This window comes from Paenibacillus sp. DRB1-1, from assembly GCF_052119485.1.
Taxonomy (GTDB): Bacteria; Bacillota; Bacilli; order Paenibacillales; family Paenibacillaceae; genus Paenibacillus; species Paenibacillus polymyxa_B.
The window spans coordinates 2,813,052-2,836,225 of sequence record NZ_JBODQH010000001.1 but is presented as its reverse complement, the minus strand read 5'-3'; the positions used below and the strand labels follow the sequence as shown (position 1 = coordinate 2,836,225).

General features: G+C 45.6%; 19 protein-coding genes and 2 pseudogenes. 8 read left to right on the top strand and 13 right to left on the bottom strand.

Annotation, left to right across the window (positions count from 1 at the left end):
* Positions 1 to 141 precede the first annotated feature (141 nt).
* Entirely contained in the window at positions 142 to 978 is an 837-nt protein-coding gene (locus ACQW03_RS12550) for a methyl-accepting chemotaxis protein (protein ID WP_025721376.1), read from the top strand.
* A gap of 188 nt (positions 979 to 1,166) precedes the next feature.
* Here the strand turns inward: ACQW03_RS12550 and ACQW03_RS12545 are convergent, their stop codons facing one another.
* Positions 1,167 to 2,042, bottom strand: coding sequence for a DNA-binding protein (locus tag ACQW03_RS12545; protein ID WP_441949945.1), 876 nt, complete (start codon positions 2,040 to 2,042; stop codon positions 1,167 to 1,169).
* Positions 2,043 to 2,601: 559 nt separating this feature from the next.
* On the opposite strand from ACQW03_RS12545, the gene hxlA reads away from it, so the two are divergent.
* Complete coding sequence (hxlA, locus tag ACQW03_RS12540) at positions 2,602 to 3,237, top strand: 3-hexulose-6-phosphate synthase (protein ID WP_441949943.1); 636 nt, start codon at positions 2,602 to 2,604, stop codon at positions 3,235 to 3,237.
* Between the two features lie 5 nt (positions 3,238 to 3,242).
* Complete coding sequence (gene hxlB / locus ACQW03_RS12535; RefSeq protein WP_076292765.1) at positions 3,243 to 3,800, top strand: 6-phospho-3-hexuloisomerase; 558 nt, start codon at positions 3,243 to 3,245, stop codon at positions 3,798 to 3,800.
* Positions 3,801 to 3,942: 142 nt separating this feature from the next.
* Here hxlB and ACQW03_RS12530 read toward each other — a convergent pair whose 3' ends face one another.
* From ACQW03_RS12530 to ACQW03_RS12495, 8 genes and pseudogenes are all read right to left on the bottom strand, one after another.
* Positions 3,943 to 6,075, bottom strand: a complete 2,133-nt coding sequence (locus ACQW03_RS12530; protein ID WP_441949940.1) for an endo-1,4-beta-xylanase — start codon at positions 6,073 to 6,075, stop codon at positions 3,943 to 3,945.
* A 63-nt stretch (positions 6,076 to 6,138) separates the two neighbouring features.
* Positions 6,139 to 6,592 (bottom strand): annotated as a pseudogene (locus tag ACQW03_RS12525) (carbohydrate ABC transporter permease); the annotation flags it as partial.
* A 142-nt stretch (positions 6,593 to 6,734) separates the two neighbouring features.
* Positions 6,735 to 7,620: pseudogene (locus ACQW03_RS12520) on the bottom strand (ABC transporter permease).
* Positions 7,621 to 7,634: 14 nt separating this feature from the next.
* Entirely contained in the window at positions 7,635 to 9,302 is a 1,668-nt protein-coding gene (locus ACQW03_RS12515) for an ABC transporter substrate-binding protein (protein ID WP_071643820.1), read from the bottom strand.
* Between the two features lie 199 nt (positions 9,303 to 9,501).
* Complete coding sequence (locus tag ACQW03_RS12510) at positions 9,502 to 11,265, bottom strand: sensor histidine kinase (protein WP_071643822.1); 1,764 nt, start codon at positions 11,263 to 11,265, stop codon at positions 9,502 to 9,504.
* Positions 11,262 to 12,893: a response regulator transcription factor gene (locus tag ACQW03_RS12505; RefSeq protein WP_441949937.1), complete on the bottom strand. Its 1,632-nt coding sequence runs from the start codon at positions 12,891 to 12,893 to the stop codon at positions 11,262 to 11,264. Before ACQW03_RS12505 ends, ACQW03_RS12510 begins: the two co-directional genes overlap by 4 nt.
* A gap of 269 nt (positions 12,894 to 13,162) precedes the next feature.
* Entirely contained in the window at positions 13,163 to 13,936 is a 774-nt protein-coding gene (locus ACQW03_RS12500; RefSeq protein WP_076292770.1) for a class I SAM-dependent methyltransferase, read from the bottom strand.
* A gap of 112 nt (positions 13,937 to 14,048) precedes the next feature.
* Positions 14,049 to 14,390: a cupin domain-containing protein gene (locus tag ACQW03_RS12495; RefSeq protein ID WP_076292771.1), complete on the bottom strand. Its 342-nt coding sequence runs from the start codon at positions 14,388 to 14,390 to the stop codon at positions 14,049 to 14,051.
* Between the two features lie 224 nt (positions 14,391 to 14,614).
* Here ACQW03_RS12495 and ACQW03_RS12490 point away from each other — a divergent pair, with 224 nt between their 5' ends.
* From ACQW03_RS12490 to ACQW03_RS12475, 4 genes are all read left to right on the top strand, one after another.
* Entirely contained in the window at positions 14,615 to 15,850 is a 1,236-nt protein-coding gene (locus tag ACQW03_RS12490) for an FprA family A-type flavoprotein (RefSeq protein ID WP_104497621.1), read from the top strand.
* A gap of 36 nt (positions 15,851 to 15,886) precedes the next feature.
* Positions 15,887 to 17,080, top strand: a complete 1,194-nt coding sequence (locus tag ACQW03_RS12485) for an NAD(P)/FAD-dependent oxidoreductase (RefSeq protein WP_076292772.1) — start codon at positions 15,887 to 15,889, stop codon at positions 17,078 to 17,080.
* A 2-nt stretch (positions 17,081 to 17,082) separates the two neighbouring features.
* Positions 17,083 to 17,253, top strand: a complete 171-nt coding sequence (rd, locus tag ACQW03_RS12480) for a rubredoxin (protein WP_007432984.1) — start codon at positions 17,083 to 17,085, stop codon at positions 17,251 to 17,253.
* 61 nt (positions 17,254 to 17,314) lie between these two features.
* Complete coding sequence (locus tag ACQW03_RS12475) at positions 17,315 to 18,019, top strand: Crp/Fnr family transcriptional regulator (protein WP_069292037.1); 705 nt, start codon at positions 17,315 to 17,317, stop codon at positions 18,017 to 18,019.
* A 131-nt stretch (positions 18,020 to 18,150) separates the two neighbouring features.
* On the opposite strand, the gene ACQW03_RS12470 is transcribed toward ACQW03_RS12475, so the two are convergent.
* From ACQW03_RS12470 to ACQW03_RS12460, 3 genes are all read right to left on the bottom strand, one after another.
* Positions 18,151 to 19,845 (bottom strand): glycosyltransferase 87 family protein, encoded by a 1,695-nt coding sequence (locus ACQW03_RS12470; protein ID WP_441952386.1) that lies wholly within the window; start codon positions 19,843 to 19,845, stop codon positions 18,151 to 18,153.
* A 276-nt stretch (positions 19,846 to 20,121) separates the two neighbouring features.
* Positions 20,122 to 20,832 carry an MBL fold metallo-hydrolase gene (locus ACQW03_RS12465; protein ID WP_076292774.1) on the bottom strand — a complete coding sequence of 237 codons (711 nt, stop codon included), beginning with the start codon at positions 20,830 to 20,832 and terminating at the stop codon, positions 20,122 to 20,124.
* A gap of 197 nt (positions 20,833 to 21,029) precedes the next feature.
* On the bottom strand, positions 21,030 to 21,584 hold the full coding sequence (locus ACQW03_RS12460) for a TetR/AcrR family transcriptional regulator (protein ID WP_076292775.1): 555 nt from the start codon (positions 21,582 to 21,584) through the stop codon (positions 21,030 to 21,032).
* Between the two features lie 153 nt (positions 21,585 to 21,737).
* On the opposite strand from ACQW03_RS12460, the gene ACQW03_RS12455 reads away from it, so the two are divergent.
* Positions 21,738 to 22,412: an SDR family NAD(P)-dependent oxidoreductase gene (locus ACQW03_RS12455; protein WP_441949932.1), complete on the top strand. Its 675-nt coding sequence runs from the start codon at positions 21,738 to 21,740 to the stop codon at positions 22,410 to 22,412.
* A 91-nt stretch (positions 22,413 to 22,503) separates the two neighbouring features.
* Here the strand turns inward: ACQW03_RS12455 and ACQW03_RS12450 are convergent, their stop codons facing one another.
* A complete protein-coding gene (locus tag ACQW03_RS12450; protein ID WP_071643839.1) occupies positions 22,504 to 23,145 on the bottom strand; it encodes an SDR family oxidoreductase in 642 nt (213 codons plus the stop codon).
* Positions 23,146 to 23,174: the final 29 nt, after the last annotated feature.

The following is a 23,174-nucleotide window of genomic DNA, read 5'->3' as shown; positions in this document are numbered from 1 at the left end:
GGAAACGGTATGCCTTTTTTTCTGAAGCTTTCATCTCACTTTAAATTTTCAATATCTTTATAACTTTTATCCGTCTCTAGACCGACAACTATATACGAGACTATAAAAAATATATCTAGTAAAGAAAGGTAGGTTATCTATTTGAATACAATAGATGCATTAATTGCAGCCATTCCCTACATACAACAAATTATGCGTGAGAAAGTGACCCTTGCTCTCTTCGACCGCACTCATGTCCTTATGTATACCCAATCGGAGGGTATGGATCTCGGCTTTGAAACAGGCTCGGAGCTGCTCGAGGACTATAAAGATTTTGCCATGCTTAAAAATGGACGTGAGCCCAGCCTGACCCACATTCCTGCTGAAATTCTGGGGTTTCCTCTTGATATGATCAGTATCCCTGTATTTGACGAGAAAGGTGAAGTCATCGCAGCATTTGCGGCCTCTTATAATTTGACTAACAAAAATCAACTGGATCAAATCGTATCCGAGAATCGCTCCATCACCGAGCAGCTCATTGATATGGTACAGCATGTGGCGGCTCATTCCGAGGAGCTTCAGGCAACCAGTGAACAGATTTTGAAAAACACTCAAATCGCCGTACAAAACTCGGGTAAAATCAATCAGGTAGCTGTGTTCATCAAGGAAATTTCCGATCAGACCAACCTGCTTGGATTGAATGCAGCGATCGAGGCCGCGCGTGTCGGAGAAGCAGGAGCAGGCTTTGGTATCGTCGCTCAAGAGGTTCGCAAGCTATCCGTAGAATCTAAAAAGGCGACGGTCGATATTGAAGGAGCCCTTAAGGATGTACAAAACTCCATTCGTCAAATGGAGCAGGAAATTGAGCAAATTGTTTCTTCTTCTCAGGAGCAGGCGACTCTGGTAGGCTCCTTCACTGAAGTGATGGAGCGTATGCAAAAGGCGAGTGAAACGATGCAACATCTGGCCAATGACCTGACTTCGTATGCCGTAAAATAAATCTTGGCATAAAAAAGGGGAGCACACTGATCGCAAAATGCGTAAAAGTGTGCTCCCTTTATGTACAAAAGCCCTATCGGGTTTGAAGGTCTAAATCTGAAACTCAAGCAATATAAGAAAAAACACCATGATTTGAAGGAATCACAGGGTCTAACCCTCCTACAATATTTCCCACCGGAAGAGCAATACTAAGAAACGCCAAGACCATAGTTACCGAGATTAATGCCTTTTTCATTATGAAGCCCCCTTAATAAAATGGTTTGGTATTGCTCTTGCTGTGATGGTGTTGCCAAATCTCGATAAGTCTCAAACAGAGCAACCAATGTCCTGAAATCGGCATCCGCTTCTACATGGGCAGAGAATTGCAGAGAATCAAGGACATAATTTAAGGCAACGGAGTACTTCTTCTTCTTGAAATGGTAAATGGCCAATTGGTTGACCAGTTTTAAATAATATACGCGGTTTGCTCTATCTTCATAACCTTCAAATATCTTAATATCATCAGCAAAATCGTTCAGCAGGTCGTCTATATTCCAATTATTCAAGTTAGCCGCTTCGGCAATACCAACCAATCCTGGAAGTAGCTCCTCTTCATTGTCGCGAAGAAATTGAACGTACTCAGGCAAAAGTTCCCTTCTCCCCGAAAGTAATTCAATCGTAAATAAATTGGCCTTGGCAAGGAAACGGAATCTCTCTACTTCTTCGTGACCGCTCTGATCCAGCCCCATAAACCAGCCCATTTCGCTATACTTCATAATATAGTTTCTGGCTTCCTCATACTTTCCCATATTCTGATAGTAAATAGACTTCGCCAGATAACTGTAAGCATAATAAAACACTAGCGGGTGTTTGGTGTCCAATGTCTCATACTTGCCGTCTGCAGCATTTCTCAGTTGGGTGTGATACAGGCTTTCAGCCAACTTATGCAGATAATCTGCTACTTTGTTCGCTTCATCCCAATCATTATGTGTGTAGCTGATTCTAAACAACTCACAAGCTTTATCGAGTTCGTGGCTGTCCGACAACAAATAAATGGCTTCCCTTTGGTTCAGGACCTCTTCCACTAAAACCCGCCTCCCTATCCTGAAAATTGCGATTACCCCTTAGCACAGCGGCTACTCTTCAGGGTAGTTATGCTCTTAGCCTCCATTTTTTGCATACCAGTATATTACAAATATAGTCAAAACCTAACTTGAAGTCAATTCAATCATCGCTACCTTCTTTTTTGCAACCTTACATTGCTGTGTATGGTTATGGATTTTGCAAAATTCGATTCCAGTCGCTCCGAAGTGCAAGATATAGACGAACTAAACCATTTCGATCTATATCTTGTTCATTGGAAGTCGCTTATGGGATTTCCGCAAAATCCTTGGTTACGAATAGTCGACTCCCCTTATAGAAATAATGCTAAAGAAGACAAAATGTAGGCTCTCTCATGGATGGTTTTTATGATGCTATAGTATCGTCGGGGTAACTACGTTACGAATTAGTGCGTACTTTTCAATCGGATATCGGGGCCTTACAATCAAACCTGTGCATGAAACCAAAGTATAGAGTAATACTCAACAGAGCATGTACCTGTTCAACAAAATATAAATTCACTTAAGGAGTGAAGTTAATAACATGGAACTTCAATTGGCTTTAGACTTAGTAGATATCCCGCAAGGTATTGCATTGGTAAAAGAAGTAGAGTCGTATATTGATATCGTAGAAATCGGTACACCGATTGTCATCAATGAAGGACTTCATGCAGTAAAAGCAATGAAAGAAGCATTCCCGAATCTGAAAGTGCTGGCTGACCTGAAGGTTATGGATGCAGGGGGCTATGAAGTGCTAAAAGCTTCCGAGGCTGGTGCAGATATCGTTACGATTTTGGCTGTAGCTGAAGATGCAACAATTAAAGGTGCAGTAGAAGAAGCGAAAAAACAAGGCGGCAAAAAAATCCTGGTGGACATGATCGGTGTTAAAAACCTGGAGCAACGTGCAAAAGAAATCGACGCTCTGGGCGTTGACTACATCTGTGTGCATACAGGCTACGATCTGCAAGCTGAAGGACAAAGCCCGTTCGAAGCACTGCAAACCGTCAAAAAAGTCGTGAAAAACTCCAAAACTGCCGTGGCTGGTGGTATTAAGCTGGGCACGTTGGCTGAAGTCGTGAAGGCTCAACCGGATCTGGTTATCGTCGGCGGTGGTATCACTGGCGAGGACGACAAAAAGGCTGTAGCTTCCCAAATGCAACAGCTCATCAAACAAGGTTAATCCCAATGGAGACCTCTCAATATTTATCCGAGGTACTCAAGGAGCTGCAACTGGTTCCACAATTGATCAGTGATACAGAATCGGAGCAGCTGATCCACTCCATCGCCGCTGCAAACAAGGTATTCTTGGCAGGTGCGGGCCGCTCAGGGTTCATGATTCGCTCGCTGGCGATGCGGCTGATGCATATGGGGGTTCAAGCTTACGTGGTCGGGGAAACCGTAACTCCTGGTTTGGGCGAGGGCGACCTGCTCATTATTGGTTCAGGCTCTGGCGAAACCAAAAGTCTAACCTCCATGGCAGAAAAAGCAAAGAAACTTGGGGCTTCTCTGGCGCTTCTAACCACTTCTCCCAGTTCCACCATTGGCAAACTGGCCGATATCATCGTCAAGCTGCCTGGTGCGGCCAAGGACCCGTCCAACAAGGACTACCAAACGATTCAGCCCATGGGCTCATTGTTTGAGCAAACCCTACTGTTGTACGGTGACGCATTGGTACTCAGAACGATGGAGCTGCGCAAGCTGACCTCCAAATCTATGTTTGGCCAACACGCCAATTTGGAATAACACTGTAATTCCTTTACGATAACAAAGCAGGCTGTCCTTTACATGTCACATGTGAAGGACAGCCTGCTTTTATGCTTGTATAAGGCGACGTTCGATACAGCATAGAATAAGGCAAAACAAGCCCGGCATGTATTTAAACCATTTATTCGTTATTCCCTGCTGGCAACGGCGGGACTTTGGATGGATCAGCAAGTGCCCAATAGGCATATTTGGCCTTTAACCGTTCGTCGAATAGTAGCGGCTTATCCAACCGGGCTATTGGAAACGTGCTGAGCCACGTATTTCCATCATCCGTACCCCAAATCGTCACATTGCTGATATGATTTTGCTGCCTTGAAAACATATCGAACAGCTCTTGATAGCGGTGAGCCTGCCGGATCAGCATAGATTCTGGAATCGTTTCATAGCGATCTGTGTCATTGGAATAAAGACCCATATCCAGCTCGGTAATCTGATTATCCAGACCAAGCGAAGCAAACTTTTCTATGGACTGCTCAATCTCGCTAATAGCGGGAAACTCCAGGCGGATATGCGATTGGTGGCCTACCCCGTCAATCGGTACACCTTTAGCGAGCAGATCACGTACCAAATTGTACAGAAAATCCCGTTTCTTCGGCTCATGCGTGTTGTAATCGTTAATGAATAGTCGTGCGTTCGGGCCCGCCGCTTCCCTCGTGACACGGAATGCTTTTTCAATATAATCAGTACCGGTAATTTGATACCACTTGCTGCGGCGCATGCCATCCGGCTGATCAGGATCAATGACCTCATTCACCACATCCCAATCAGTGATGACATTTTTATATCGCGCTGCAACAGCGCGAATATGCGTCTCCAGCCGATCCAGCAAAAGCTTTTTATTCTCAGCAGTCGGCGTCATCGGCTGTCCATTCTTATCCTCGAACATCCAATCCCCAGTTTGGTTATGCCACACCAAAGTATGAAAGCGAATTTCCAGTCCATGTTGTCTAGCAAACTGCACAATTTGGTCTGCTTCCTCCCAATGGAACTGTCCCTCGGATGGTTGTAAGGAGATTGGCTTCATCGCATTCCCTGCAACGACGCTGTTAAAATGCTTCTGTACCAACTCTCCGTAAGCCCCTTCGGTCTGGAAAGCTTCAATCGCCGTGCCAATGCTAAACTGTCCCCCATATAATCCATGCAAAGAAGGAATGTCCTTTTCAATAGCCAGTGGTGGTACAAGTGACAGCTCGAAATCATCCATATAAAAGGAAGGCGTTCCTTCCGCTGTTTCAAAATACATAGAAACATTGTCCGCATCATACGCGAGCGTATACATACCAGACAAATGCATCCATCCCCCAGCGGTAGTAGCCGTGTCACCTACAACAGTTTCATACGCACTATCCCCTTGGTGATCACGCTGTACACTGAGCCTCACCTTGGCAGGCTGCTCACCCGGCGCCAGCTTCACCCAAGCACTGACCGTATATCGGCTGCCCTTTTTCATCATAGCAGTCACATCTAGCTTGGGTCCGGCATATGTCTCTTGTCTGCCTGTTGTCAGCAGACTGTATGTGCCGCTTCGTGCAGCAGCATTCGAAGCCTGCACGGTCTCGGTCCCCATACGGGACACCCATCCTTGAGCCGTACCATCTTCAAACCCGGATACGATACCATTAGTCGGCTCCGTTGGCGTCTTCGATACCTGTGTTATTTCTACCTCATCCACATAGTAGGCCTGCGCGGGATTGGAGCTTTCCACATACAGCTTCAATGCGTCCATCCCCCCGGTAAAAGTATATTTCCCCTGAAGTTTAATCCACGATGTATCCGCCGTCTCCGACTGCGCTACCGTCTTCCATGTCGTAGTCCCGCCTGTCGGCTGCTGCTCCACTGTAAGTTTAACCATGCTCGGAACTTCAGAATGACCATCTAGCTTCACGTAGCCACTAATTTCATACTCTACATCCGGCTGCAACAGTGGCTTCACATCCAGCTCCGCTCCGTTCCAAGCTTCTGTGCGGGCGGTTGCCTTTAGACTATGTGTGCCACCGTAAGCGGTTTCTGTGACGGATGCAATTTGGGTATAAGTTCCCCGAGGTTTCCAGCCGTCACTGTTTCCCTCCTCAAATCCATACGTTCCAATGGTCTTATGGACACTGCCCGCCGACAGCGCCGTACCCACAACAAGCGGAGAATGTTCTACAGACGCAGATGCCTTCGCTACAGATGCCCACCACCAACCACCAGGTGATAACAACAGCGCTCCAACCAGCAACAGACTAAAAGGCTTATACCAACATAACCGCAAAGCAATCCCTCCCACACTCAAATTTTTTGAATTCGTATTGGGCACACCATTGGATTTCAGTTACTATCCTTTGACACCTCCCAAGGTCATACCCTTCACAAAGTATTTTTGCAAAAAAGGATAAACTAAAATAATAGGCACTGAAGCGACAATCGTCATCGTGCCCGAATCGAGGTAGGCGTGACCGACTTCTCCAGATTTTCCGAACCAGCGAATTGGCTCGCATAGTCCTGAGTGTTAACAGACGTGTTGGAATTTTGCAGTATTTTCATCAGCTCATATTGAAGAGTGCTTCATTGCTCATATGACGAATTGTACAAAAACACATCGAACCAGGAATTCCATTGCGCGACCGCTGTAAACACCGACACCGTCGCCAGTACGGGAACACGCAGCGGCAAAACGATGCGCATAAAGTGGCAAACTCCCCAGCCCCGTCAATACGCGCCGACTCCAAAATCCCTTCCGGCAATCCCTCAATAAAGGAGCGAATGCCAATCAAATTAAACACCCCGATATTTAAAAACGGATACAGCGTGAACACTATCAGGCAGAGCATAAACAAGATATTGCACGCATCAAAAATTCGATCCGAGGGGGCCCGAAATCGCCCGTGTAAGGCCAGCGAAGCGGCCTTCTCCCCCATAACTCCCTTTATTCTAGAACAATCTTCCCTCCCCTAACCGCTTCGCAACATGATTGGCGCTGAACAGTAAGATGAAGCTGACCACCGTTTTGAACATCCCGGCAGCAATCGAAAGCGAGAAATTCCCCATCTGGATACCATATTTCAGTACGAAAATATCCAGATTCTCCGAGTAATCCACGTTCATACCGTTGTCCAGTAAGTATTGCGGCTCAAAGCCGGATTCCAGCAGATTGCCGATGTTCATAATGAGCAGGATGATAAATACAGGCTTCATACTGCGAAGGATCAATCATCGTCATTGCGGCCAAATAAATAATTGTATTCCAGTCCACATTCCTCCATACCTCCGATGCACCGAGGATACCCCAAAAATAGCTTCCCTCGCCCAGCCACATTAGTACCTCATTGATAATGCCGCCATTGGCAGACAACGCCGTACTGATGATGCTAGCCGCGACCACCCATGAAATAAAATGCGGCAGATAGCTAAGCGTCTGTACTACCCGCTTAAATACGACCTGGCGAAGCCCATTTAACAAAATCGCTAATGTTATAGTGGTGATAAAGCCCAACACCAGATTAATAAAACTTATTGCCAGCGTATTTCGCATAACCCGTAGAAAATGTTCATCCTGAAATAAAAAATAGAAACGCTTCAATCCTACCCATTGCTGATCGAGCAGCTTGCGGGCAGGCTTAAAATCCTGAAAGGCAATCGTCCAGCCCCAGATGGGAAAATACTTGAAGATGAACAGCCAGATTAAAAAAGGGATGGACATCCATACCAATGTCCGTTGCTGAGTCAGCTTGTGTATAAATCCCCTGAAGCCGGCTCGTCTTGAAGGCGGCAAATGATGCGGGGAGAGCGTGGTAGGTGGGGGTAACGAGTAACCCATAGCTGCTGCCTCCTTTATTTCTCACCGGAATTTTTGATTTTTTGGGCAACCTCCTTCGTGATCTGTTCCTCATACGCCTTTACACCCAGCTTTCTAAATTCAGTGGTGTATTCATTCCAAATCGCATCAAACTGCTCTGGTGCAGACAGCACCAAACGGGGGAAATATTTGCGCTGCAGTCCCCCCCTCTGTTGCTGGAAGAGCTGCGCAGTTGAGCCTTGGGTAATCGGGATACTCCAGGCTGGAAACCAGGGGCGCTTGTCAGGTGCGGAAAACATTTGCGAGAAGGACTCTACACCGTAGACTTTTAGTAGCTCTTTATCTCCCTTTGTGTAGGACATACGCGCAACCTCAGGCTGTCGTCCGGGAGCAACCGAGTTGCCATCAGGCAGGGTGGAACCACTACCGTATCGCGGCCAACTGTATTCAAAATATTTAAACCCGAACGATTCGCGGAACGCGTCTTGACCAGTCCGCTTAATTTGCTCCTCGGTCCGGTAAAAGCGTCCTTTTTCATCTACATCATAGGTTTCTCCCTTGATTCCCCAGTTGGATAACACCTGGTTTTCGTCCGTCAGCAGATTGTCAAAAAATTTGATGATACGTACCGGGTCCTTGGCACTGACCGTAATTCCTATACCACGGTTATTAACGAACGATGACGGATCAATGTATTGATCCTTTATATTCTGGTCGTATACAATAGGCAGTCCTATATATTCCATATCATCATTGCCCGATTTCTTAGAAGCCTCCTGGAGGTTATTTAAGGCCTGTCCCGCCTGCCAGCGGTAGTCGAAAAAGCCCAATACCTTACCCGAGGTCAGCTTCGCCAAGTATTGATCATAATTGTCCACAAAGGACGATTTATCAAATAAGCCCTCTACATTGAGCTGGTTCAGCTCTTTCAAATATCGTTTAGTGATTTCCATATCTCCATAATCCCTGGCCTGGTAAGATTTCATATCAATGAGCGTACCGCCATCATTCGGATAGCCTGCTAGATGCATCGGCGCGTTTGTAAGAGCATAAAACCTATCCTGCGTGGTTAACGCCAGGTACCCCGTCAAGCCTTCGTTGGCATGTTTTTTAGCATAGTTACGAATCAGCGCCAAATACTCATCAAGTGTTTTGATTTTTGGATATCCAGCTTCTTTTAATACCCTGCGTTGCACCCAAAAGGCCCCTTGCTCTATATCAGGCGCAGGTAAATAATTGCCTACCACCGCACTGAGCGGCAGGAAGTATATATTTCCATCCTCCGCCTTCATCAAGTTGTAGTACGGTCCATATACACGCTTAATATTCGGTCCATATTTATCGATTAAATCATTCAGGGGAATAAAAGCCCCGGCATCCAGCAGCTTATCGATTGTGCCATCCGGTACTATCGCATCAGGGTAATCGTTACCGGCAATAAATGTACCAATCTTCGTATTGGAATCACCCACCAAATGCTCCAGCTTCCAGTTTACCCCCGTCTGATCCTCCAGTATTTTGCCGATCCGCGTTTCTTTGGTATTAATGTCCTTTCCCGCAGTGGCATTAAAATACGTGAACGTAACCTTCTCTTTGCTATCTCCTGACTCACGCTCCTTACCCGAGTTCCCTGAGCAAGCAGTGATCATAGCTGCCATCATAACCACGACCAGACTAATGATTCCGAACCTTTTACTTGCCATACTAGACTCTCCTCCTTCGCCCTCTTTTGCCGGTTATGTGAATCATGCGGACATGCCGCAAGCATTAAGAATCGCGCATACCTCAAAATGTAAGCACTTTCATTCTATAAAATGCTGTTCATTTCGTTCAACTATCAATTTAAAGGTATTACTTAGGAAACTATAGGTTAGCGTTTTTCAAGGCTATAAGGTACTGTTCTCACTCCCGTTCCGCTGGAATCCTAATTTGGATCTCCGTACCCTCGCCGGGTACACTGCGAATGGTAAGCTTAAATCGGCTCCCATAGTAAAGCTTAAGGCGATAGATGACATTTTGCAGGCCTATATGTTCACCCATTTCTTCCTGTCTTTGCATGTAACCATATAAACGTTGTACCTGTTCCGCAGACATGCCAACTCCATCATCCCGAACGGTTAAAAGCAGTTGTTCTTCCTTACGCTCGAAATGAATCTCAATGCGTCCTCCATGCTTTAGCGGCTCAATGCCGTGGATACTTGCATTTTCGACCAATGTCAGCACGACCATTTTGGGAAGCAAATTGTCCAAGTCCTCAGGGCGCGCCTGCACTTCGTACTGTATCCGCTCTCCAAAACGATATTGCTGAATTTCCAGAAAACAACGGATTAGCTCCAGCTCCTCCCCCAAAGTAACCCGATCCTTGTTCCACACCAGCGAATTGCGGAAAATCCGTGCCATGTTATGAATAATGCGCGATGTCTCATCCTCATGCTTCATCAAGCTCCGCATGCGAATCGTCTCCAGCGCATTGAACAGGAAATGCGGGTTGATCTGGCTGTGAAGTGCATTCAACTGGGCATGTCTGCGCTGAATTTCTAGATTTTTTCGCTGAATATCGGCCCTATAAACATCGTTAATCAGTCGCCTTATTTTCAACGTCATTCGGTTAAACTCACCTGTTAATTGCCCGATTTCATCTCGCGACTCTGTACCGGGAATCAGCTCAAAATGCTGGTTTTTCACCTTTTTCATGTGCTTTAAAATACGATGAATCCTCACGTTCAGCGAACGTGTAATCCAGATAATAATTAATGTAGGCAGCAGCATATTTACACAGGTTAACAAAAGCACTGAGTTGCGGGATTCCCGCATTTCATACAGTATTTGATCTCTGGATACCGTAGCCACAATGCTCCAGCCGTTCAGATTATTCCTAAGCACATAATTCGTTTTGAACTCCATAGTGTCCTCGGACAGTTTGAGAGCGCTATAGGCTACATTTTTCCGGTTTATATCCACTTTAGGGTCTGTTGTATATTCGATTTCCCCTCGTTCGTTCAACAGAAAGAGACTTCCCTGCAAATTCAGGTTATTGAAAATATCCCGAATGGATGACATTCGCAGTTCTATTTTCAGTATTTTTTCACGGTCCTTTTGAGAATAAAAGTAGTCCATCCGCCGAATTAGGCTAAAAGGGTGTAGCTGTTCGCCTGTGCTGTCCTCGGTGCGTACAAATATGGGCTTGGACTGCCGTCCGGCAGGGATTTTGTTATACCAGGGCAAGCTTCTGACTCTCTCATCTATAAAGCTGACTCCCCCGGCATCCAGTAGCGTCGGATTATCTGTGTAGATCGTAATTCCACCTACGGAATGATATACAGGGCTAAAAGTATTGTTCAAGATACGACGCAAATAAGAGTCATAAGCAGCGATATAGTCAGCGGGCTGGGGATATGTTTCCTCCAGAACCTCATTAAGCTGATGATCGGTATAAAAGTTAGATGAGATTTCCAGTGCATCCTCAAACTCACGGTAAAATTCAATTTTAACCTGTTCCAGTGCTCGCGAAATATCCTGCATACGCTGTTCTTTCACATTTTGCGAAGTAACATGGTAAAAAATCAAATTGGTTAACACTACAGGCGTAAAAACACAGAGAAAATAAAGCAGCAGCATTTTATCTCGCAGTCGCACATGATCAAGAGTCATTCTCAGCATCTTCACTCGCTGGTCCTCTCTGTCTCGATGCCAACACTTAGGCTGTTGCGGTATTCGCTTGGCGTGGCATGCGTCATCTTTTCAAACTGGGTAACAAAATAGTCTGAACTGCCGAAGCCCACGCGCTCAGCAATTTCATAAATCCGCAAATCCGTCTGCCGCAACAAGCGTTTCGCCTCCTGAACACGCAATTTCAGCAGAAATTCGTTAAAGTACACACCATATGTTTTCCTGAACAATTGACCGAGGTATACCGGGTTCATGTAAAAGCGAGCCGCAATACTTTTCAAGCTTATATTCTCGGCGGCATGCTGCTCAATGTAAGCACGGATGTGCTGGATGCCTCCTTGCTGACAATCCTTGCGCAGAACCCAAATATACCTTCCACTTTCCTCTACAAAAGCTGTAAACAATCGCTGTAGTTCACCCATTGACAGGTTCATGTCCTGCCAGTTCATCATCGGTTCTAGTGACTGAAGTGAGCGCTCATCTCCCTGCATGTTTTGAATGACCCGAACGATACTAAGTAAGCATTGATGCAGACTCATTTTCATAGCCTCAGGTGCATAACACTCCTCCCGAAAACTGCTAAATAAATAATCCACGGCCACACGTAGCTCATCCAACCGCAGTTCCTCAACTTGTTCCGTCAAGCGATCCAGTACGTCCTGAGGGATGGTCTTATAGTGAAGTGGTGGCATTTCCTCCTGTAGATATACAACAATACCCCCATCGTCATAAATGTATTTATGGAGCACTGCTTCCTTCGCACAGGCATAGGACTGCTGGATATCCTGCAACCGATTCACAGGCTTTCCTGCATAAACGAAAACCCGACTTCCCAGCTGATCTTTTAGTGTCTTCATCCCCTCTATCTCTCGTTGTAGCGCTTTCATAAAAACTTCGACCTTGCCTTCAAAACACCCCAAAAAGAAGTCCGGTACGATAAGACCAATCCGGTTACGATGCTCATGAACATAGAAAGGGTACTTGCCATCCATTAAACGATGAAGCGCTTGCTCTATAAGCTCCCTGAATTGGAAAAGCGATAGCATGATATTATTGTCACCGGAGCGCCAGGGATGCTGGTCATTCAGCTCGACGAGTACATAGTACATATACGCGGCTTCCCCAAGCCGTAGCTGCTGCTCCCACTGTGTCACCACTACATCATCCACTGGGTTCATCATCACAGTCTCTAACAGCCCACCTGCATGGTGATTCTGATATCGTTGTGCATTCTGTTGTTCACGATGCAGTCTTTCACTCAGCTTGCGCAGTGTAGCCGAAAAGTCACCCTCATCGATCGGCTTAAGCATAAAATCATGAACCCCATAGCGAATTGCCTGCTGCGCATAAGCAAAATCACTATAGCCGCTTAAGATAATAAACGCGGGATGGTCTGTACTCTGTTCGAGCACAGACCGAATCAGCTCTAATCCGTCCAGCACAGGCATACGAATATCCGTAATGACCAGGTCCGGGTGAACACGGCTGATTAGCTCCTGCGCATCCTCACCGTTATCAGCTTCTCCTACGATTTCAAATCCACAGGCTTGCCAATCCATGAGTTGAAGCAGCCCTTTACGAGTAAAGGTTTCATCATCCACCACAATGGCTCGATGCAGCTTCATAACAGGCTTCCTCCTTTTGATGTATGCCTATTTTATTATTTTAGTTAACTATTCCAATGATCTCAGTCACTATGGTAATGTAAAACATCAGGAATTGGAAATTTTCTTTACACCTATTATATGACGAATAGAGGGGTGAAAAGCATGCACACTCCAGCAGCCAGGCCAAAGCAGCAAATATACAAAAAGGAGACGAATCCCTGAATAGGGGTTCGTCTCCTTTATTGCTATTGCATAAAAAGCTTTATTCTCTTATTCATGAATTCAGGCTATCGCTCAGCGATGATACTGACCGCTTGCAGATGGTCGGCGTAATTTACAAACTGCTTGCGCATACCCATAACCCTTGTTCGGGCAGCATGGTTACGCATAAGGTTAAAGACAATTTTCCCAAATCTCAACCAGCCCTCGTCCTGAATGATACGTGGCAGATGCAATAAGTGCATGGGAACCGTATAGATTTTAACGACCTTAAAGCCTTCCTCTTTCAGCAGCTGTTCCCACTCTGACACCGTCAACGGTGTCGCATTAACTCTCATGGCTGTAGCCAAATCCTTGTAAATTTGTTTTCTGAGCGCAGGCTCAATATGGTTAGAAGCAAGGCACATCTCATGAATTGCATACTTCCCGCCTACTTTCAAAAGCCGCCTGGCTTCCGAAATAATCTGCGCTTTCTTGGCCCTTGTGTGCATCGTCAGCATGGCTTCCCCATATACCACCGTCGCAGAGGCATCTGGCAACGGAACCTGTTCAGCATCGGCAATAATGACTTCCCGGTTTGCTCCGCTTGCATACGTCTTTACAATAGAAGCCGCCTTCTCATTCTGTTCAATCGCAATATAACGACGGGGATTAAGCCGCAATGTGATTTGGGCAGTTATACCCAATCCGGGGGCAAACTCAATAACCTCATCCTGCCCGGTTACGTCAAGTCCCTCTATCATCCAACGTGTTGTTTTTAACCCTCCGGGCCTAAGCACGCGCTTACCGAGACTTGCTAATATCCAGTGCCCTGGCACCTGTTTGTAATCTACTGTCTGCATTGGTTATTAACACCTCTTCTTAAAATTTGATAATGATATTCATTATCAATATGAGTGGAAAAAAATAACCATTTTCTTTTTTTATATGAGCATGTTTCTGCTGTGTCCTCTTTTATATGTTTTGCGCATAGCTTTCACTTGGCGTTTGGGTCAACACTACATGCAGACTGGAATTCGCCTCTGCACCGCCACGATAGGAAAAGTGCTCATCCCCCGTAACATGAATGATATCCCCTTGGATAACTTCCGTTGTTTCGCCGTTCACAGTTACAGTACCGCTGCCTTCAAGAACCAGCAAATATACATTCGCTCCTGGGTGATTATGTGTTGGTAGCTCGGCATTAGGAGTAAAGTTGAGAATAAATATTACATTGTCGGCTTCCTTATGCACAATTCGTTTTGTAAACCCAGCTTCTTTATATTCCTGAAACTGAATGAGGTTTGATTTTTTCATATTGGTTCACGCTCCTGTTTGAAATTAAATTTGCTTAAGATGGATTAATACCTTTATTGTATTGGATTATTTCGCTCGCCTTGTGATTGCAATCACAAAACTAAATTTAAGTAAAAATACTTTTAAAATATTCAAAAATTTGATTTCAATCATCTTTTTCATCGATACGTCCAACTAGAATCAAATTGTGTTAAATAAACCAAACAAGCAGGAGGTTATTTCATATGAAGCCTGGATTCAAGCTGGCAAAGGATATTTATTGGGTAGGAAAAATTGATGACCGTGAGGTACCCTTTCATCGTCTTACATTATCTAAGGGTACAACCTATAATGCATATCTATTGAAAACTGGAAAACCAACCATTGTGGATACCGTAGATATGGCGTTCGGTAGAGAATTTGCCGAAGCTGTAACCGAATTGATCGATCCATTGGATATTCAATATATCATCGTCAATCACACAGAACCAGATCACTCCGGCGGATTGGCGGCACTTGCTTCCAAGGCAACGAACGCTACGATTGTCTGCACTGAGATTGCCGTTCCGGAAATTCAACAAATGTACAAGCTTCAGCATCGCAACTTCCTCGTCATCAAGGATGGGGATCAACTGGACATTGGAGGCAAAACGCTGCTATTCAAAGAAACTCCTTATCTGCATACAGAAGAAACCATGATTACGTATTGTATAGAAGATAGAATCTTGTTCCCTTGCGACATTTTCAGTACACATGTGGCTGTAGAGCATCTATTTGCCGATGAGGCTGGTTTTGATATCACCGAGGACTTTATCGGATACTATCAGGCTATTATTCATCCGCATCGCAGATATGTGCGCACATTAATCGAAGCTGTTGCCGATCTGGATATTGAGATGATTGCACCTTCCCACGGCTTCGCGATCCGGCATGATATTTCCAAGTTTATTGATTTGTACGCCTCTATGAGTACCGAAACCAAGGATGATAAAAAAGTAGCGATTGTCTATGCCACCCTAAAAAATAACACTAAAAAAATGGCAAACATCCTGAAAGACTGCTTTTTGGAGAACCAAATCAAGGTGGAGCTATGGGACGTGGATAAAGCCGCTGAAACGGAAATATTGAATAGTATTGCCTCAGCAGATGCTGTTTTCGTCGGTAGCTCTACCAAATATGCCGACATGACGGGCAAATTGGAAGACCTGTTGCAACAAATGCAAAAGATGAATCTGGAAGGCAAGCTGGCTGCGGCCTTTGGTTCCTACGGCTGGAGCGGGGAAGCCATTGAAGTTGTACAGGATTACTTGAACGGTACTAATATGAAGGTTCAAAGCACTTCAGATGTAATCAAATCAACGGGTATGACCCATGTGGAATTCCCAGTACGTATTCGTTTCTCTCCTACAGAAGTTGAAAAAGTGAAGAAAATTAAAAATGCCGCTGAATTTGTCTCAGATCTACTGCTTAGTGTTATTTAAAACACAGTAGCGTATAGCGAATAGGAGAGATACTGAATGGGTAACCAACATTACGTTATTATCGGAGGCAGTGTCGCCGCCGTCAACGCGGCAAAAGCGATTAGAGATCAAGATGAGCTGGCCGAAATTTCTATTTACGGGGAGGAAGCATCCTTTCCGTATAACAGAGTCAAACTTTCCAAGGGACTATTCACTGATTTGCACAGTGACAAAATCCTGATCAAAAAGGAAAAATGGTTTGCCAATCAACGAATTCATGTGTATTCCGGCATCAAGATAACCGAGATACATCCTGAGGACTGTACTATCAAAACAATAGATGGACAAACCGTTGCTTATGACAAACTGCTGCTGTGTACAGGAGCTCACAACCGTAAGCTTGTGCTAGATGGAGCTTCTCTAAGGAACGTTCACAATATCCGTTTTCGACAAGATGCAGATCGCCTTAAAACGGAATTGCGACAGGGAGACCGGATATGTATCATCGGCGGCGGTATTCAAGGCGTGGAAACCGCCTGGTCCTTCCAGCAAGCAGGGTATTCTGTAACCATACTGGAAGCTTCGCATCGGCTTATGCCCCGTCAGCTAGATGAGAAGGCCTCCGCTATTTTGACCGATCGAATGACCGAACGGGGTACTCAGGTACACCTTGGGCAAGGCGTAAAACGTATTAGAGGCACAGATCACGTAGAAGGTGTGGAACTACAGGACGGCTCTGTTATCCCCTGCGAGCATGTCGTGTACTCTATCGGAATTGTACCGAATACGGAGCTTGCTCGCCAAATCGGCCTTGATATTGGACAAGGCATTCTGGTGAATGCGCAGATGGAGACCAGCTCCGCCAACATCTATGCAGCAGGTGATGCAGCCGAATTTCAGAGTAGAGTAGATGGTTTATGGGAAAGCGCAATGGAGCAGGGAAAAATAGCAGGCGCTAATATGGCGGGCGCATCCGTCAGCTATCAGCGTCCCCTCCCTGTAACCCTTTCGAACTGCTATGAATCTCCTCTCTTTTCCATCGGTCTAGTAGATGAACAAGTCTGCGACACCAGCCTAATTACTAAAAATCAAGCTTCTTATACACGTATGTTCATACAAAACGGCTCTATCTGCGGCGTGATTGGCTTTGGGGATGCCCTTGCTTCACTACCATACAAAACAGCCATCATGCAGGGACTCAAACCGGACGCACCAGAGCTTACAAAAATTATGAATGACAAGGAGAACTAGAGATGAAAAAATATGTATGTCAGCCCTGTGGATACATTTATGATCCTGCTATCGGTGACCCCGATGAAGACGTTATGCCCGGTACAGCGTTTGAGGATCTTCCAGAAGACTGGGTTTGTCCAGTCTGCGGTGAGGATCAAAGTCATTTTGCCCCAATAGATGATACAGAATAACAACCATGCGCTATAACCTGTAGTTTCCGGTTTATGAATGGAGTGAATGAATGTGAATGAGATGTCCTGTCCCTGCCAGTGCGAAAAGGAGCCCTGTGCCCGCAAAGTGCCTATCTTTTCCTCTTTGTCCTGCGAAGATTTGTGTAAGGTCAGCTCCATGATCCGACACCGAAAATATCAGAAGGGTGAAGCCCTGATTATCGAGGAACAAGCATCCGATACGCTGTACATTATTAAAAGCGGGCATGTCAAGCTGCTGAAGATGACGCCTCAGGGCAAGGAGCAAATTCTGCACATTCTGACAACTGGCGATTTTTTTGGCGAGTTGAACATATTTAACAGCGATGAGCTGAGTAACTTTAGTGCGTATGCCTTAAAAGATACTGATATTTGTATGCTCACCAAGGATGATATGGAGCAGTTGATTCGCAACAATCCCGATATCTCTTTGAAGCTGCTCAAAACCATTACTAAACGCTTGGCACATACCGAAAACCTGGCTCAAAGCCTAGCTACCAAAGACCCGGAAATCCGCATCGCCTATATGATTCTTGAGCTTGGACATAAATATGGGAAGCCGGATGGTTCCTACATTAAAATAAACCTCCCCCTTTCACGCGAGGAAATGGCTAATTATGTTGGTGTCACACGCGAAACCATCAGTCGCAAATTCGGAAAATTTGAACAGCTGGGGATTATTCATAGCAAGGGTACACGAGAGATCACCATCTGCGATGTACAGAAACTGAACGAATATATGGATTGAGACACATAGATACAATGTTACTCTAACATGAAGACAACGAAAAACCGCTTCTTTAACTTATGGATTGCAGTTGATCTATCAACCACTTCCATTTCGTTAAAAGGCGGTTTTTTAGCATATTTTATACTCCACTAACTATCAATTGTCGTGTTCACACCTTGGGAAGACGTTCCCCATGCAGGCCGCGCTGAAGGAAGTTCTGGCGAAACTCTGTCTGTGGAAGGAGCAGTCTCAATCGTGGTCGATTTGGAGCAATCCCATACTACTTTGACCAAATACCCAAACAGCAACACGTTCAACAATGATGTCACACACAAAATAATACCGTATGAATCGCGAGCATTGGAGCTATAGAAGATATCAAAGGTGTTCAGGAAAATGGTAAGACTGAATCCACCCGCAAGCCACAAAAATCTGCGGTCTCGTAAATACAGATACGCTAGTACAGCTAACGCTGCCGCAGGGAACAAGTACCGTTCATGCATGCTGGAAGCGAAGGTAAATACACCTGCAATGAGCACCAGTGCAGCTGCCGCTGCAAATTGTGGTTTGCGACTGCGGATATACATCCACCACGTAAACAGAGTCACCAGCACAATGCAGATCATACCCCATGTATGGTAACTGAACAGGAACAATGTTGTAGTGTCCTGCGTATAATTGCCACCGATCAGTGCAAAGAAATTATATGCGTTCACCGAAGCATACGGATACTCGCCGACCGTTCCCTTGTATAGGTCAAGCAGCCATAACGGCTCCTGCCCCCACGAAAATGGCAATATGACCAGAATGGTCGTCACAACAGCACCGCCAATGGACAACAGCCAAGGCTGTATTTTACGTTGTCTCAGCAGTTCAAAGAACAAAACAGGCCCATAAATAATCCCCTGCGGCTTCATCAATACGGCTACTGTAAACAATACAGTCGACCAGCCGACCCGGTTTTCCACAAGCAGCACAATCATGCCCACAATCAGCATAGTAAAGAAAGAATCCACCTGTCCCCAGAAGGTCGAATTGATAAATACAGCTGGGTTAAACACGTAGAATATAGCCAATCCAAGGCTTATTCCATAGCCGACCCGTTTGCTCGCCAACCGGTACAGCATGTACGCTGTCACGATATCGGCTAATATATTGGGAAGCCGCAGCAGTACGGACATGTAGGGACTGAAAGCATCCGTAGAGCCGATTTGACCGATCACATATAAAATATAAATATAGAACGGCGGATAATCACTTGATCCGTTCGTGTAAAAGCCCGATAAGCTATCCGCTGCTGTCGTAGCCCAGTTCCGGAATAGCATCAAATCCATATGACCCGAGATCCATGGGGCGATCGCCATTCTTAAAAAGAACCCCACACCCAGCACTGTCCACAGCATCAGTCCCCGATTACGTTCCCCGAGCTTCCATTCACGAGCCCGAAAACGGTACGCAATAAACACGAATGCACCGAAGAACAAAGCGGCGAAAATCGCCAGCGGAGTAGCATAAGCAGATGAGGAGTTGCCACTTCTTCCACCACCCATACCACCGCCAGGACCGCCCATGCCAGATCCGTTACCAGACATGCCACCGGGGCCTCTGTGCTGTCCGTCTCCGGCAACACCACTGCCGCCCGAAGACGTATCATTCCCGGCCGTTGTACCTTTGTCACCCGATGTCGATGTACCCTCAGTGGAGGAGTTGGTAGTTTGGTCTGTCGTCCCCTGATTTTTGCTGTCAGCACTATTCGCCGAATCCTGCTGTTCTTGTCCTACATTTCCTGCTCCACGGTTCCCCGCGGTCTGACCGTCAGAAGGACGTTGCCCCGGTCCTCCCATACCTCCACCAGGTCCGCTTCCTCCTCCGAACCCACCGGATGGGCCCTGCCTATCAGCCGCAGACTGGGACGCAGAACTACCTGAATAACTCCATAACGAAACGACACTAGCGACAGCACACAATATGAGACTAAATAGAAGTATATATTTCAGACCGTTCGTTTTCCAAACGTTCAAATCCGATGCACCTCTCTCTGTTTCTATTTTCCCATATTGTATCTGCCTTAGCTTAGGACTTTGTGAGTTCTGGCTGAATGTTGGCTGAATACGGAATCATCACACTGAAGATTGTCGTTCCATCTCCATAATCGCCCTTTCCAGCTGAGATTGTGGATGCTTCAGCATGTTACCGTGACCAACAGCTAGTAAAGATGGATTGAAACTCGCCAGCTTTTTGGCGCTTTTCAGCGACAGTTCTTTATTCCAGGTAGCCAGTGCCGGAAAAGGAAACAGCGGCTTAAGCCTTCCCGATACCGCTATACCACCTCGGGTCTGGAAAGCGTCGCCTGCAATCAACGCGCGGGTACGAGTATCCAAAAATGCCATCGAGCCCGGCGTATGTCCTGGTGCGCTGATCGCCAACAGCGAACCTACATGATCCCCGTCCTCCAGTAAAACGTCAGGCTGGGTAAGAATATGCTTCGGTACATCGCCTCGAATAGGAGTATCCGGTTCTCCTGCCTCCAACGATACATCGCCCTGTAGCAGCGGTGCGTCCCGCCTTGAAATGAATACTTGCGCGTCAGGATACCTTGCCTTGAGCTTATCCAACGCACCTACATGATCCCCATGGGCATGGGTAAGTACAATTCGAATAATCGGCTGCCCGATCCGCGCTGCAGCCTGCTCTATACCACGGGTACTGTATGGCAATCCGGCATCTACCAAGGTGAGCCCCTCTTTCTCCTCCACCAAATAACAGTTCACCGGAAACAGGCGGGGCATAAATGTCAATTGATACACATGCTGCACCTGAACAATACGCATTTTAGCTCATCTCCTTATTTTAATTATAAACTAATCATATTAGTATTATAAATAATGTAATTAGTTTTAAGCAAATATTTTTGCCGCTATTCACCCGGAGTTGGAGCTTGGAACTGCTACGGGGACGATCATACTGAGGAAACAGCAAAAAAGCATCCTCGGAACTCTGCTTCCGGGGATGCCTCTCAAAACAAGAATTAACCTTTTCCTCCTGTTATTAATAATGAAGCCTTCTTGGCTATTTCCTCTTTATCAAACGGAGTATTTCCAGATGCCCATAAATAACCAGCCTCATGTATGATATTGGCATAAATAGGTACATAAAAACTCTTCTCTGAGTCTGTACAGATGTTATCTAAACTTTTCACTAAATATTTTTTCAGCTCAATTAACATTTTTTCTTTCAACAGAGGCGCAAGACTTAAATAGCTACGACGACATTTAATTTTCGGTTGTTGATGAAAGTCACATACTGCTAGAACGAGTTGATTTATGGTGTCCTGATCGAACTCTACTACTCCTAATGTTCGTTTTTCAATGACGTTCGAAGCAGAGTCGTCAATCATGTAATCCAACATTTCGTACTTATCATTAAAATGTGCATAAAATGTAGCACGATTCACTTGGGCCCCTTTTGTTAGATCTGCTATTGTTATCTTTTCAAAATCCTTTTCATTCACCAAATTAACAAAAGCATTAATCAACGATCTCTTTGTATGTGTCATTCGCATATTTTTTACTTTTGTCCCCACATTCTGCCCTCCTTATTTTACACATTTTAGTTTTTTATTTTATAGCAACATTCTCATTTAATTGTTGGTTGTTCCGTACAGTAAGCGGGCTTATACTTACTAAAACAACATATGTTGCTTTAAAATATACCACAAATAAGGAGTTCATATAAGATGAAAACTATTGCAATCATTGGTGCGGGACTCGGGTTAGGTTTATCTATCGCGAAAAAATTCGGGGCACAGGGGTTTAAGGTAGCTTTAGTTTCTCGCAATCCAGAAAAATTGGAAATCATCACAAATGAACTAAAAAGTCTGAATATTGTAGGGCGCTCTTATGTCGCGGATATTACGGATTTAAACGCGTTAAAACAAGCCTTACTGGCTGCTAAAAAGGACTTAGGCAGTATTGATGTACTCGAATTCAGTCCTTATGCAGGATGGAGTAATTTCACAAATATTTTAGAAACAACGCCCGCAAGCGTCTTGGAACAAGTCAATAGCATTGTGCTTCCTGCAGTTCTATCCGTGAATGAAGTATTGCCCGATATGATCAGCAAGGGTTCGGGTGCGATTCTATTTACAACAGGCATATCTGCCATGTTCCCTTTGCCCAGTCTTGGGAATGGTGGTATCGTGATGTCCGGTCTTCGGAACTATGCAACTAACCTGCATAATGAACTGAAAGAAAAAGGGATTTTTGTAGGGCACCTTTCAATCGGCACTCTCATACAAGCAGGTACGCCAGGAGACCCGGATATCATCGCAGAAGCTTGGTACAACTTATACGAGAAAAAGCATAGCTTTGAAGAAACCTTCCCTAAAGGAATTGATCCAACCAAGCTGTAAAATGATTAAAGCGAGAAGATGACCATGGATGGTCGTCTTCTCGCTCTTTTATCATTTATAAGCATCCTCTGGGCAACAACTTCATCCGTAATTACAGCCGGATTGCCTCAGCAATAGGCGTACTGCCAGACACCAAATTAATTGCACGATGATACGTCTGCTGTTCCCCCAGCGCTGCTACCACCGCTGCCGCCACATCTTCACGGGAAATGGTGTGGCTGGTGAGCTCCTCACCAGTAGCAACTTTGCCGGTTCCCACATCATCCGTCAGGCCACCCGGACGAAGAATCGTGTAGTCTAGGTTGCTCGCTTCCAACAGGCGGTCAGCGTAATGCTTCGCCACATAATACGGTTTAATGGATTCGGGCCACTGCTCCCGATTCTCCGCATGTAGGGCGCTGACCATAACGAAGCGCTGAATACCCGCTTGCTCAGCGGCTTCCATCGCTTTGACCGCTCCATCCAGGTCGATAAGCAGCGTTTTATCTGCACCTGTATTCCCGCCGGAGCCTGCTGTGAATACGACAGCATCGCTGCCTTTTATAGCTGCGGCAATTTCGCCAACCGTCCCTTCGAGGTCAGCTACCACCGTTTCTGCTCCCAAACGTTCAAGCGCTTCGGCCTGATCCGAATTTCGGATCAACGCCTTTACGCGATGCGATTCATTTTGCCCCAATAGACGGACAAGATGTCTGCCTACTTTTCCATTTGCACCAATCACCAGTACGTTCACTCATATCCCTCCTGTATTCGCAGTCTCTC

Excerpts from the sequence above, each read along its gene's own strand:
- ACQW03_RS12455 (WP_441949932.1), top strand. The coding sequence starts at position 21,738 with ATGAAAACTATTGCAATCATTGGTGCGGGACTCGGGTTAGGTTTATCT.
- ACQW03_RS12495 (WP_076292771.1), bottom strand. The coding sequence starts at position 14,390 with ATGAAAAAATCAAACCTCATTCAGTTTCAGGAATATAAAGAAGCTGGG.
- ACQW03_RS12515 (WP_071643820.1), bottom strand. The coding sequence starts at position 9,302 with ATGGCAAGTAAAAGGTTCGGAATCATTAGTCTGGTCGTGGTTATGATG.
- ACQW03_RS12485 (WP_076292772.1), top strand. The coding sequence starts at position 15,887 with ATGGGTAACCAACATTACGTTATTATCGGAGGCAGTGTCGCCGCCGTC.
- hxlB (WP_076292765.1), top strand. The coding sequence starts at position 3,243 with ATGGAGACCTCTCAATATTTATCCGAGGTACTCAAGGAGCTGCAACTG.
- ACQW03_RS12470 (WP_441952386.1), bottom strand. The coding sequence starts at position 19,845 with ATGGGAGGACCGGGGCAACGTCCTTCTGACGGTCAGACCGCGGGGAAC.
- hxlA (WP_441949943.1), top strand. The coding sequence starts at position 2,602 with ATGGAACTTCAATTGGCTTTAGACTTAGTAGATATCCCGCAAGGTATT.
- ACQW03_RS12500 (WP_076292770.1), bottom strand. The coding sequence starts at position 13,936 with ATGCAGACAGTAGATTACAAACAGGTGCCAGGGCACTGGATATTAGCA.
- ACQW03_RS12465 (WP_076292774.1), bottom strand. The coding sequence starts at position 20,832 with ATGCGTATTGTTCAGGTGCAGCATGTGTATCAATTGACATTTATGCCC.
- rd (WP_007432984.1), top strand. The coding sequence starts at position 17,083 with ATGAAAAAATATGTATGTCAGCCCTGTGGATACATTTATGATCCTGCT.
- ACQW03_RS12490 (WP_104497621.1), top strand. The coding sequence starts at position 14,615 with ATGAAGCCTGGATTCAAGCTGGCAAAGGATATTTATTGGGTAGGAAAA.
- ACQW03_RS12505 (WP_441949937.1), bottom strand. The coding sequence starts at position 12,893 with ATGAAGCTGCATCGAGCCATTGTGGTGGATGATGAAACCTTTACTCGT.
- ACQW03_RS12475 (WP_069292037.1), top strand. The coding sequence starts at position 17,315 with ATGTCCTGTCCCTGCCAGTGCGAAAAGGAGCCCTGTGCCCGCAAAGTG.